Source organism: Streptomyces sp. CA-288835 (assembly GCF_050936385.1).
In the GTDB taxonomy this organism is placed as follows: domain Bacteria; phylum Actinomycetota; class Actinomycetes; order Streptomycetales; family Streptomycetaceae; genus Streptomyces.
This window is the reverse complement of sequence record NZ_JBNJMW010000001.1, coordinates 543,700-556,087: the sequence shown is the minus strand read 5'-3', so window position 1 is coordinate 556,087 and position 12,388 is coordinate 543,700. Positions and strand designations below refer to the sequence as shown.

The following is a 12,388-nucleotide window of genomic DNA, read 5'->3' as shown; positions in this document are numbered from 1 at the left end:
ATCCACAGGCCGAGCGGGAGGCGAGGCAAACCGGCTACGGTTTTTCCCGAAGCGAGCGCACGCATACGGCGCAAGCAAGGCAAAGGCACGCAAGTGCATATCGCTGTACGGGGGAGAACCACCATGTCCGGCAACACCATCACGCAATCCGCCCTGCCCACCACCACCCCGCGCACCGCGCAGGCGGTCCGGCCGGCCCTCACACCGAGCCACGCCGCACGGGAACTGGGCCTCAAACGAGGCGAATTCGACCTCGCCGTCCGACTCGGATGCATCAGGACCCTTCCCGACGAGGGTGGCGGAGGCCGCCGCGTGGCGCGCGCGGAAATCGACCGGGTGCGTTCCGAAACCGGCTTTCCCGAGGCGCTCCGCGAGCGCGTCAAGGCCGTGGGCACCGCGGAGGGCGCGGCCCTCATGGGGGTGTCGGCAGCCCGGTTCACGCGGTTCGCACGCCTCGGCCTGATCGCGCCCGTCAAGTGGTACTTGAACCGCTACCGAGCTGTGGTCTGGCTGTATCTGGCCGAAGAACTACGGCAGTTCGCCGCGAGCGAGGACAACGCCCGGCTGTTGAGGGGGCGTACGCCCGAAGGTCTGCGCGACCAGTTGGACGCGGGCGTGGACCTGCGGGCCCGCAACTGGCGGGGACGGCACGTGGGGTTTCTGCTGCGGCAGACCGAGGATCCCTGGGCACGCGCCGCGGCCGTGGCATCCCTGCTGGATCCCGTGCAAGTCGCGGAGATCATCGAGGACCCGTACGAACGCGCCTATCTGAACCGCTACCACCCCGACCAGCCGGCCCACGGCGCGCCCGATTCACCCGCCGCCCACGTCGCCGCACGGATCATGACGGCGCAGGACCCGGACGAGATCAGCTGGCTCCGCAGCGACCTGGCGAACGCGATCGAGGAGGCACGAGAGCACCGGCCCGCCCCACGTCCGACACCGAGGGGAGCCGAGACACCGCATGCGGGTGCGAAGCCACAGCCACGACCGGTCGAGGAGCAGGGGAGCGTCGAGGAACCGGAACGCTCCCGCCGCCGCTTCGGATGGCTGCGCCGCAGAAACCCCTGACCCGTCAAGGGCCGGGCTTGGAGCCGCGGACTGATTCAGAAGCCAGACAAGATCAGCCCAGCTTCCTGAACAACCCCTCCTGGACGACGGACACGATCAGCTGTCCATCGAGGTTGTAGATCCGCCCGCGCGCCAGGCCCCGGCCACCGGTCGCGATCGGTGACTCCTGGTCGTACAGGAACCACTCGTCCGCGCGGAACGGCCGGTGGAACCACATGGCGTGGTCCAGAGAGGCCATGTCGAAGCCGCGGGGGCCCCAGAGCGGCTCCACCGGGATGCGGACGGCATCCAGGAGGGTCATGTCGCTCGCGTAGGTGAGCGCGCAGGTGTGGATCAGCGGGTCGTCGCCCAGGGGGCCGACGGCGCGCATCCATACGGCGCTGCGCGGTTCGGCGTGCTCGACCTCCTCGGGGGTCCAGCGCATCCGGTCCACGTAGCGGATGTCGAAGGGCTGGCGGCGGGCCATGCGCTCCAACGTCTCGGGGAGCTCGCCCAGATGCTCCTTGATCTCCTGAGTGACGGTCGGGAGCGACTCAGGATCCGGGACTTCGCGGGCCGGCGGCAGCTGGTGCTCGAAGCTCCCCTCTTCAGGCTTGTGGAAGGAGGCGGTCAGATTGAAGATCGTGCGGCCCTGCTGCACGGCGGTGACCCGGCGCGTGGTGAACGACCGCCCGTCGCGGACGCGTTCGACCTGGTACACGATCGGCACACCCGGTCGGCCCGGGCGCAGGAAGTACGCGTGCAGCGAGTGCACCGGCCGTTCCCCGTCCGTGGTGCGGCCGGCGGCGACGAGGGCCTGGCCCGCGACCTGCCCGCCGAAGACCCGCTGCAGGGACTCCTGCGGGCTGCGGCCACGGAAGATGTTGACCTCGATCTGCTCCAGGTCGAGCAGGTCGACGAGTCGTTCCGCTGGGTTCGTCATGTGTCAGCTTCTCCTGTGCTCACAGCTGGCCGACGTCGGTGACCTTGACGACGGCACGTCCCTCGGCGTCGGAGGCAGCGAGGTCGACCTCCGCGCTGATGCCCCAGTCGTGATCGCCGTTCGGATCGGCGAAGGTCTGCCGGACGCGCCACAGGCCGTTCTGCGGCTCCTCCTCGATGAGCAACAGCTTGGGGCCGCGCGCGTCGGGGCCGGTGCCGAGGTCGTCGTACTCGTCCCAGTACTTGTCCATGGCCTCGCCCCAGGCATCGGCATCCCAGCCCGACTCGGCGTCCAACTCGCCGAGTTCCTCGACCTGGTCGAGGGCTGCGAGTTCGACACGGCGGAACATGGCGTTGCGGACGAGGACGCGGAACGCGCGCGCGTTCGCGGTGACCGGCCTGACCTGGTCGGCCTTCTCCTGGGCCTCCTCGGCCGTCATCTCCTCCGGGTTGGCGAGCTGCTCCCACTCGTCGAGGAGGCTGGAGTCGACCTGCCGCACCATCTCGCCGAGCCAGGCGATCAGGTCCTCCAGGTCCTCGGACTTGAGGTCGTCCGGGACGGTGTGATCAAGAGCCTTGTAGGCGCTGGCGAGGTAGCGCAGCACGATGCCCTCGGTGCGGGCGAGTTCGTAGAAGGAGACGAACTCCGTGAAGGACAGGGCCCGTTCGTACATGTCGCGGATGACGGACTTCGGCGACAGCGGATGGTCGCCGACCCACGGATGGCTCTTGCGGTAGGTGTTGTACGCGTGGAAGAGGAGCTCCTCCAGCGGCTTCGGGTACGTCACGTCCTGGAGCCGCTCCATCCGCTCCTCGTACTCGACGCCGTCCGCCTTCATCGCCGCCACGGCCTCGCCACGGGCCTTGTTCTGCTGGGCGGCGAGGATCTGCCGAGGGTCGTCCAGCGTCGATTCGACGACGGACACCATGTCCAGCGCGTAGGAAGGGGACTCCGGTTCCAGGAGCTCGAACGCGGCGAGGGCGAAGGTGGACAGCGGCTGGTTGAGTGCGAAGTCCTGCTGCAGATCGACCGTCAGGCGCACGATACGACCCTGGGCGTCCGGCTCGTCGAGCTTCTCGACGATGCCGCCGTCCAGCAGCGAGCGGTAGATGGCGATCGCGCGCCGGATGTGCCGCAACTGCTGCTTGCGCGGCTCGTGGTTGTCCTCCAGCAGATTGCGCATCGCTTCGAAGGCGTTGCCGGGCCGGGCGATCACCGACAGAAGCATCGTGTGCGTCACCCGGAACCGGGAGGTGAGCGGCTCCGGATCGGAGGAGATGAGCTTCTCGAAGGTGTTCTCCGTCCAGCCGACGAACCCCTCGGGAGCCTTCTTGCGGACCACCTTGCGACGCTTCTTGGGATCGTCGCCGGCCTTGGCGAGCGCCTTCTCGTTCTCGACGACGTGCTCGGGAGCCTGGGCGACGACGAACCCGGCCGTGTCGAAGCCCGCCCGGCCGGCACGGCCCGCGATCTGGTGGAACTCACGTGCGCGAAGCGTCCGCACACGGTTGCCGTCGTACTTCGCCAGAGCAGTGAACAGCACCGTGCGGATGGGGACATTGACGCCGACACCGAGGGTGTCGGTACCGCAGATGACCTTCAGGAGACCGGCCTGGGCCAGCTTCTCCACCAGGCGCCGGTACTTGGGCAGCATGCCGGCGTGATGCACACCGATGCCGTGCCGCACGTAACGGGACAGATTGCGGCCGAACTTGGTGGTGAAACGGAAGTTGCCGATCAGCTCGGCGATCTGGTCCTTTTCCGCACGCGTGCACATGTTGATGCTCATCAGCGCCTGGGCTCGCTCCACGGCCTGGGCCTGGGTGAAGTGCACGATGTAGACGGGGGCCTGCTTGGTCTCAAGGAGTTCGGTGAGCGTCTCCGTAAGCGGCGTCAGCCGGTACTCGTAGGACAGCGGCACGGGCCGCGTCGCCGAGCGGACGACCGAGGTGGGGCGGCCGGTCCGCCGCGTGAGGTCCTTCTCGAACATCGAGACATCGCCGAGCGTGGCCGACATCAGGATGAACTGGACCTGCGGCAGTTCGAGAATCGGGATCTGCCAGGCCCAGCCGCGGTCGCCCTCGGCGTAGAAGTGGAACTCGTCCATGACGACCTGACCGACATCGGCCCGCTTGCCGTCGCGCAGCGCGATCGACGCCAGGACCTCCGCCGTGCAGCAAATGACGGGGGCGTCGGCGTTGACGGAGGCATCGCCGGTCAGCATGCCGACGTTCTCGGTGCCGAAGAGCTTGCACAGCTCGAAGAACTTCTCCGAGACGAGCGCCTTGATCGGTGCCGTGTAGAAGGTGACCTCGTCCCGGGCGAGCGCCGCGAAGTGCGCACCGGCGGCGATCAGGCTCTTGCCGGAGCCGGTGGGCGTCGACACGATCACATTCGCGCCCGACACCACCTCGATCAGCGCCTCCTCCTGGTGGGGATAGAGCGCGATACCGCGTTCCCCGGTCCACGACTCGAAGGCTTCGTAGAGGGCGTCGGGATCTGCGGTCTGCGGCAGCTGATCGATAAGGGTCACGTCCCCATCTTGCCTGTGATCCCGGGCAATGAGGGAATCGGTTGCCGGACAGAAGATCACGAACGCTACGCTGTGGCGCCGACGAGGCATCAGCGCACATCGACAACTGGGCGCGAGCACACCGAGTACACGAGGAATGGGGCGGGGCGCGGCCATGATGGGACCAGCACACTCACTGTCCGGGGCCGCGGCCTGGCTGGGCGTCGGAGCCGCGGCGGCGGCCACCGGACACACGATGCCCTGGCCGGTCCTCCTGGTCGGCGCACTGATCTGCGCCGGCGCCGCACTCGCCCCCGACCTCGACCACAAGGCGGCCACCATCTCGCGGGCCTTCGGGCCCCTCTCACGGGGCCTGTGCGAGATCGTCGACAAGCTCTCGTACGCCATCTACAAGGGGACGAAAAAGCAAGGCGATCCGCGTCGCTCGGGCGGGCACCGCACCCTGACGCACACCTGGCTGTGGGCCGCGTTGATCGGTGCGGGCACCTCCGTCATCGCGATCACGGGGGAGCGCTGGGCGGTCCTGGCGATCCTCTTCGTGCACATAGTGCTCGCCATCGAGGGTCTGCTGTGGCGGGCGACGCGGGGGCAGAGCGCCGACGTCCTGGTCTGGCTGCTGGCCGCGACGAGTGCCTGGATCCTGGCGGGCGTCCTGGACGAGCCGGGCAACGGCGCCGACTGGCTGTTCACGGCGCCGGGCCAGGAGTACCTGTGGCTGGGACTGCCGGTCGTCCTCGGCGCGCTGGTGCACGACATCGGCGACGCGCTGACCGTGTCGGGCTGCCCGATCCTGTGGCCGATACCCATAGGGCGCAAGCGCTGGTACCCGGTGGGGCCGCCCAAGGCGATGCGGTTCCGGGCGGGCAGCTGGGTCGAGCTGAAGGTGCTGATGCCGGTGTTCATGCTGCTCGGCGGAGTGGGCTGCGCGGCGGCGCTCAACGTCATCTGAGCGACGCAGGTTCAGCCGGACTGGGCGTCCTCGTCGACGATGTGCATGGCCGCCTCCTCAGCCGAGGCGGCGGCACCGTCGATGCCCACATCGGTGGCGATCAGCCGACTCTCCTCGTCCCCATGCGCACCTTCGTCCGGGGCCACGAGACGTCCGGAGCGGATGGTGCCCACCTCGTTGTCCAGGGCCTCGCCGTCGGAATCGAGACTGTCGCCGATACCGTCCCCGTCGGGCGCCACGACCTCCGGGAGCTCCACGGCGAGCCGTTCGTCCAGCGTCTCGCCGCGAAGCCGTTCGGCCGCGGTCACGTCCCTGCGCTCCACGGCCCACGGCCGCTCCGGCGGGGACCAGCCACGGTCCAGAGGGTCGTTCACACCGTCGGACTCCAGGGTGTCCTCGGCGCCGAGCAGCCCCGCGTCGTCCTGCACCTCGGATTGGTCGGGCTGGTAGACGTCGTCTCCCCATCCGCCGGCGCTGTCCACGGGTACCTCCAGGTGATGCGGGCCGATCCGCCGCCACCGCGTTCAGCAGCGGGCGCGCGGGCCGCTGGGCTCAGGCAATCGCTCGTACGGAACCGGGTGGTGCCGGTGCGCTTCCCGAGCCCGTGCCGGTATCCAGCCTTCCACCCCTTGTCGATACACCGCAACGCCACGGAGCCGACCACTGGTCGGGCCCGCCCGCACGGCAGGGCCCGGGCCCGGCCGCCAGTACGGCCGTGGCGCCGGTCCGCCCGGACGCGGGCGGACCTGGCACCGGCAGTCGGCTCACCCGTGCCAGGACCGCCACAGCGCGGCGTACGCGCCGTCCGCGGTGACCAACTGGTCGTGGCTGCCGAGTTCGCTGATGCGGCCGTTCTCGACGACGGCGATGACGTCGGCGTCGTGGGCGGTGTGCAGTCGGTGGGCGATGGCGACCACGGTGCGGCCGTCGAGGACGCGGGCCAGGGAGCGTTCCAGGTGGCGGGCGGCGCGCGGGTCGAGGAGCGAGGTGGCCTCGTCCAGGACCAGCGTGTGCGGATCGGCGAGCACCAGCCGGGCCAGCGCGATCTGCTGGGCCTGGGCCGGGGTGAGGCCGAGGCCGCCCGAGCCGACCTCGGTGTCCAGACCGTCGTCCAGCGCCCGCGCCCAGTCATCGGCGTCGACCGCGCCGAGGGCCGCCCACAGCTCGGCGTCATCGGCATCGGTTCGGGCGAGCAACAGGTTGTCGCGCAGGGATCCCACGAAGACGTGGTGTTCCTGGTTGACCAGTGCCACGTGGGAGCGGACGCGTTCGGCGGACATCTCGGACAGTTCGGCGTTGCCCAGGGTGATGTGGCCGACGCGGGGCGCGTAGATCCCGGCGAGCAGCCTGCCCAGCGTGGACTTGCCCGCGCCGGACGGGCCGACCAGCGCCAGCCGGGTGCCCGGCGCGATCTCCAGCGACACCTTGCGCAGAACGTCGACGCCCTCCCGGTAGCCGAAGTGCACACGGTCGGCGCGCACCTCGCGCCCGTCCGGGTCCAGCGAGTCGTCACCGGCGTCCGGCTCGATGTCGCGTACGCCGACCAGCCGGGCCAGCGACACATGGGCGACCTGCAGTTCGTCGTACCAGCGCAGGATCAGGCCCACCGGGTCGACGAGCATCTGCGCGATGAGCGCGCCCGTCGTCAGCTGGCCGACCTCGATCCAGCCCTGGAGCACAAAGAACCCGCCGATCATCAGGACCGAACCGAGGACCGTGACATGCGTGATGTTGATGACCGGGAAGAGCACCGTACGAAGCCACAAGGTGTACCGCTCCCATGCGGTCCACTCCCTGACTCGCTGGTCCGACAGGTCGATGCGGCGCTCGCCCAGGCGGTGCGCCTCGACGGTGCGCCCGGCATCCACGGTCTCGGCGAGGACGGCGGCCACGGCGGCGTACCCGGCGGCCTCGGAGCGGTAGGCCGACGGCGCGCGCTTGAAGTACCAGCGGCAGCCGGCCACCAGGAGCGGGACGGCGATCAGCACGGCGGGTGCGAGCGGCGGCGCGGTCACGGCGAGCCCGCCGAGCAACAGGGCCACCCACACCACACCGATGGCCAGTTGGGGCACGGCCTCGCGCATGGCGTTGGCGAGCCGGTCGATGTCCGTCGTGATCCGGGACAGCAGGTCGCCCGTCCCGGCCCGCTCCAGGACGCCCGGCGGCAGTCCCACCGACCGGACGAGGAAGTCTTCGCGCAGGTCGGCCAGCATGCGCTCGCCGAGCATGGCGCCGCGCAGCCGCACCTGGCGTACGAACACGGCCTGGACGACCAGCGCGAGGACGAAGATCGCGGCGGTGCGTTCCAGATGCAGTTCGTTCGCCGCGGTGGCGCTGTCGGAGACGCGCTCGACGAGGGAGCCCAGCAGGTAGGGGCCCACCATCGAGGCGACGACGGCGACCGTGTTGACGGTGATGAGCAGCAGGAAGGCCCGGCGGTGCCGTTGGAACAGTTCGGCCACGTAGGCGCGTACGGTCGCGGGGGCGCCGACGGGCAGGGTGTTCGCCGTCGTCGGGGCCGCCGGGTCGTAGGCCGGTGGCGCCACGCCGATCATGCGGTCTCCTCGATCTCTTCGAGTGCTTCCAGGTGGTCCAGGTCGCGAACGGCGGACTCGTCGTCGGTCTCACGAGTCACCACGGCGCGGTACCGGGGTTCGCTGTGCACCAGTTCGCGGTGCACGCCGACCGCGGCGACCTCGCCCTCATGGACGAGCACGACCCGGTCCGCGTGGTCCAGGAGCAGCGGGGACGAGGTGAAGACCACCGTCGTATGCCCCTGTCGCAGCGACCGGATGCCGTCGGCGATCCGTGCTTCGGTGTGCGAGTCGACGGCGGACGTCGGCTCGTCCAGGACGAGCACCTCCGGGTCAGTGACTAGGGACCGCGCCAGTGCGAGGCGCTGGCGCTGGCCGCCCGACAGCGAGCGTCCGCGTTCGGTGATCCGGGTGTCCATCGGGTCCTCGGCGTCCAGCGACCCCTGGGCGAGCGCGTCTAGCACGTCACCGCACTGCGCGGCGGCCAGCGCGTCCTGGGCACTGACGCCGCCCGAGGCGGGCACGTCGAGCAGTTCGCGAAGGGTGCCCGACAGCAGTACCGGGTCCTTGTCCTGGACGAGGACGGCAGTGCGGGCGGAGTCGAGCGGCAGCTCGTCCAGCGGTACACCCCCGAGAAGCGCGGACGGCAGTTCCGAGGAGTCCGCGGCGTGCCCGCCGAGCCGCTCGGCCAGCACACCCGAAGCATCCGGGTCACCGCACACCACAGCGGTGAGCCGTCCGTCCGGAGCGAGCAGCCCGGTCGCCGGATCGTACAGATCCCCGGCCGGCGCGACCGCCTCGAGCGAGCCCTCGCTGTCCATCGCGCGCTCCAGCGCCAGCACCCGAGCCGCGCGTTTCGCGGACGGCCGGGAGAAGGAGTACGCCATCGCGATCTCAACGAAGTGGTGCAACGGGTACGACATGATCATGACGGCGCTGTACACGGTGACCATCTCGCCGACGGTGATCCGGCCCTCACGGGCCAGGTTCACGCCGTGCCAGACGACCGCGATCAGCAGCAGACCGGGCAACAGCACCTGGACCGCGGCGATCAGCGACCACATCCGGGCGCTGCGGACGGCGGCGTGGCGTACCTCCTGCGAGGCCCGGCGGTACCTGTCCAGGAACAGCTCCTCGCCGCCGATGCCGCGCAGCACGCGCAGACCCGCGACCGTGTCCGAGGCCAGCTCGGTGGCGCGGCCCGCCTTCTCCCGCTGGAAGTCGGCACGCCGGGTGGCGCGCGGCAGCAGGGGCAGCACCGCGAGCGCCAGGACGGGCACGCCCACGGCGACCACGATCCCGAGCGCGGGCTCGTACACGACCAGGGCGACACAGACCAGGACGATGGTCACGGCGGCCGCGGTGAACCGCGACACGGCCTCCACGAACCATCCAATTTTTTCCACGTCACCCGTGGATACAGAGACCACTTCACCGGCCGCCACGCGCCGCGTCAGTGCGGAGCCCAACTGGGCGGTCCTGCGGGCCAGTAGCTGCTGGACCCGGGCGGCGGCGGTGATCCAGTTGGTGACCGCGGTCCGGTGCAGCATGGTGTCGCCCACCGCGATACCGAGCCCGCACAGCGCGATCAGGCCACCCGCCAGGGCCAGCCGTGCGCCGGAGCGGTCCACGACGGCCTGGATGGCGAACCCGACACAGAAGGGCAGCCCGGACACGGAGAGGAAGTGCAGCAACCCCCAGGCCAGGGACTTCAGCTGTCCGCCGAGTTGATTCCGGCCGAGCCATACCAGGAATCGGGGACCCGAGCGGGCGTCCGGCACACCCGGGTCGGGATACGGAAGGTCTTGAATCTGCATGACGTCCCAGGGGCTCGTAGAACGGGGTTGGGGGGAGACAACAAACTGTGAAAGGTTCGCGCCACAGCGTGTCCGCAGGCAAACGGTTTTTCGGCGTCAGGCAAAGATTCGGCTCGCATCGCCCGCATATGGCCGGGATACCCCGGTGCCGGGCGCAATCGTCCGGAACACGGTGCGACGATGGATCGCATGCGAGTTGGCGGTGCGATGCGTACGACAGTTGCGGCCGCGGCCTGTGCTGCCCTTTTCATGTCCCTGACGGCTTGCGGCGGTTCGGACAGCGGAGGCGGTCACCAGAGCGAGGCGAAGCCGAGCGACCGGCCGCGACAGGCCCAGGCGCGCACCGTCGACCTCAAGCACATCCCCGACGTCGGGGACAGACTGCGGAAGCAGATTCCGGCCAACTCCCGTCAGGTCGTGGCCGTCTACGGCGAGGGCAAGAACTCGGCGGAGTCCAAGATCGTCCTCTACACCAAGTCCGGTTCCACCTGGGACCAGACGCGCAGCTGGCAGGGGCACAACGGCAAGAAGGGCTGGACCACCGACCACCGCGAGGGCGACAACCGCAGCCCTGTCGGCGTGTTCACCCTCAGCGACGCGGGCGGCGTCCTCCCCGACCCGGGCGCGGGCCTCCCGTACACCCGGTCCGCGGGCTTCCAGGCCCCGCGCTACTGGTCCAAGTCGCACTGGCACGACTTCGATTACGTCATCGCCATCGACTACAACCGCGTCAAGGGCACCTCACCCAACGATCCGACCCGCCCCCAGGGCCAGTCCAAGGGCGGCAGCATCTGGCTGCACATGGACCACGGCAGCGGTACGTCGGCCTGTGTGAGCCTGTCCAAGCCGGGCATGGAGTACCTGCTGCGCACTCTCGACCCGGCCAAGCACCCGGTCGTGGTGATGGGCGACAAGGCGAACCTCAAGGCCTGACAAGCCCCTCGTCGACCTCCCCATCGGTGCGACCCGGCCGGCTCGCACCAGCCACAAGCCACAAGCCCAAGTCCTCAGTAGTAGTGCCGGAGCGAGGGCCACAGTCTCGACCACGGCTGGGTCGTTCCCGAGCAGAGGACGATCGCCGCGTCCTGCTCCTCGTTCTCCACGCCGTGTCCGTTGTCGACGCGGGCGACCTGACGGCAGCCGGTGAAGTACCGCTTGATATCGCGTGCGTCCTCCTGCCGGACGAGGAGAACGGGTCCGTCGGCCGAGTCCGGCGGAGGACCCCAGTCGGCGTAGCTCATATGGCCGGAATAGGGCCGGGGCAGCCCGCGTGCGGGCCCGTAGCGGTCGAGGGCGCCCGCCTCACCGTAGTTCTGCGTGAACACCACGGCGCGTGCCCGCTCAGGCGCGGGAATCGCGGACCACCCTTCGCGCGCCGCGTCGGCGAGCGCGGGCCAGCCCACCTGCTCACCCTGTTCCTTGTTGAGCGCCATCGGTACGGCGAGCGCACTCTGCGGCAGCACGGGCAGCGTCACCATCGCGTTGATCGCCGCGGTCAGCGCGACGGCAACCACGAGCCACGTACGGCCATGGCGCCGCGTCCAGGCGAGAACCGGCTCGCAGCCCGCCACCAACAGGACGACGAGCAGCGGCACTGCGTAGTACCCCTTGCCGCCCAGCCCGAGCACCAGCACACACAGCAGCGGATACGCCACAGCCATCGACCGTGCCCAGCGCAGCGCCGGATCGCGCCACAGCCGCAGCCAGCCCGCGATCCAGGCGGGCACGAACAGCGGTGAGAGATAGATGAGTTGCTCGGGAAGGAAGAGGATGCGGTTCTCGGCACCGTCGTCCGAGCTGATTCCTTCCGCGACGGTGAACTGCGGCCAGCCGTGGTCTGCCTGCCACCACAGGTTGGGTGCCGCCACCGCGAGGGCGACGGCGATACCGGCCGGCAGCCAGGGGCTGCGCAGCATCCGCCGGGGCCCCACGGCGAGCACGGACGCGAGCAGGGCCACGACCAGCAGCGCCACGAGGTACTTGTTCAGCAGACCGACCCCGACACACAGTCCGACCGGCAGCCACCACCGTCCGTCGCCGGTGCGCAGCAGCCGCAGCACCAGCCAGCAGATCACCAGCCAGGCCAGCTGATCGAAGCTGGCGGTCGACACCATGTGCCCGACCGCCAGTGGCTGCGCGCCCAGAGCAGCGAGCCCCGCGGCAAGCACTTGCGTCCGGCGGTCGGAGCCCAACTCCCTTGCCAGCAGTGCGACCGTGAAGATGAAGGCCACAAAGGCGAGGGTCGCCGCGACGCGCAGCCCGACCGTCGAGTCCCCGAACAAGGTGGTGGCCGCCCGCGCGATGAGCGGCGTCAGCGGCGGCTGGTCGACGTATCCCAATGCCAGGTGATCGCCGGCCGCGAGGAAGTACAACTCGTCCCGGTGGTAGCCGTACCGGCCGGACAGCGCGGTCAGCACGACGGCGAAACCAACCGCCAGAGAGGCGACCGGACCGGTGGCGAAACGAGGCAAGTCGCGCGGTGCGTCATCGTCCCATGCCCGATCCATAGCGCCCCCCTCGCCAACCGGTCGCACCACGGTACTGACATGGCAGAAACCCGTC

Annotated in this window: 9 protein-coding genes; 3 read left to right on the top strand and 6 right to left on the bottom strand. The window is 69.8% G+C overall.

Annotated features, from left to right (window positions below):
* The first annotated feature begins 123 nt into the window (after positions 1 to 123).
* Positions 124 to 1,071: a DUF6397 family protein gene (locus ACQEVY_RS02680; protein WP_432944379.1), complete on the top strand. Its 948-nt coding sequence runs from the start codon at positions 124 to 126 to the stop codon at positions 1,069 to 1,071.
* A gap of 52 nt (positions 1,072 to 1,123) precedes the next feature.
* On the opposite strand, the gene ACQEVY_RS02675 is transcribed toward ACQEVY_RS02680, so the two are convergent.
* Both ACQEVY_RS02675 and ACQEVY_RS02670 read right to left on the bottom strand, forming a co-directional pair.
* Complete coding sequence (locus ACQEVY_RS02675) at positions 1,124 to 1,993, bottom strand: acyl-CoA thioesterase (protein ID WP_432944377.1); 870 nt, start codon at positions 1,991 to 1,993, stop codon at positions 1,124 to 1,126.
* 19 nt (positions 1,994 to 2,012) lie between these two features.
* Entirely contained in the window at positions 2,013 to 4,526 is a 2,514-nt protein-coding gene (locus ACQEVY_RS02670; RefSeq protein WP_432944375.1) for a DUF3516 domain-containing protein, read from the bottom strand.
* Between the two features lie 154 nt (positions 4,527 to 4,680).
* Here ACQEVY_RS02670 and ACQEVY_RS02665 point away from each other — a divergent pair, with 154 nt between their 5' ends.
* The gene (locus tag ACQEVY_RS02665) at positions 4,681 to 5,475 is read left to right on the top strand and encodes a metal-dependent hydrolase (RefSeq protein WP_432944373.1); all 795 of its coding nucleotides are present in this window, start codon (positions 4,681 to 4,683) and stop codon (positions 5,473 to 5,475) included.
* 11 nt (positions 5,476 to 5,486) lie between these two features.
* Here ACQEVY_RS02665 and ACQEVY_RS02660 read toward each other — a convergent pair whose 3' ends face one another.
* The 3 genes from ACQEVY_RS02660 to ACQEVY_RS02650 form a co-directional block, all read right to left on the bottom strand.
* A complete protein-coding gene (locus tag ACQEVY_RS02660) occupies positions 5,487 to 5,957 on the bottom strand; it encodes a DUF5709 domain-containing protein (protein WP_432944371.1) in 471 nt (156 codons plus the stop codon).
* Between the two features lie 282 nt (positions 5,958 to 6,239).
* Positions 6,240 to 8,030, bottom strand: coding sequence for an ABC transporter ATP-binding protein (locus ACQEVY_RS02655; RefSeq protein ID WP_432944369.1), 1,791 nt, complete (start codon positions 8,028 to 8,030; stop codon positions 6,240 to 6,242).
* Positions 8,027 to 9,826 carry an ABC transporter transmembrane domain-containing protein gene (locus tag ACQEVY_RS02650; RefSeq protein ID WP_432944367.1) on the bottom strand — a complete coding sequence of 600 codons (1,800 nt, stop codon included), beginning with the start codon at positions 9,824 to 9,826 and terminating at the stop codon, positions 8,027 to 8,029. Before ACQEVY_RS02650 ends, ACQEVY_RS02655 begins: the two co-directional genes overlap by 4 nt.
* A 189-nt stretch (positions 9,827 to 10,015) precedes the next feature.
* Here ACQEVY_RS02650 and ACQEVY_RS02645 point away from each other — a divergent pair, with 189 nt between their 5' ends.
* Positions 10,016 to 10,759, top strand: coding sequence for a hypothetical protein (locus tag ACQEVY_RS02645; protein WP_432944365.1), 744 nt, complete (start codon positions 10,016 to 10,018; stop codon positions 10,757 to 10,759).
* 74 nt (positions 10,760 to 10,833) lie between these two features.
* Here the strand turns inward: ACQEVY_RS02645 and ACQEVY_RS02640 are convergent, their stop codons facing one another.
* A complete protein-coding gene (locus tag ACQEVY_RS02640; protein ID WP_432944363.1) occupies positions 10,834 to 12,333 on the bottom strand; it encodes a glycosyltransferase family 39 protein in 1,500 nt (499 codons plus the stop codon).
* Between the last annotated feature and the right edge of the window lie 55 nt (positions 12,334 to 12,388).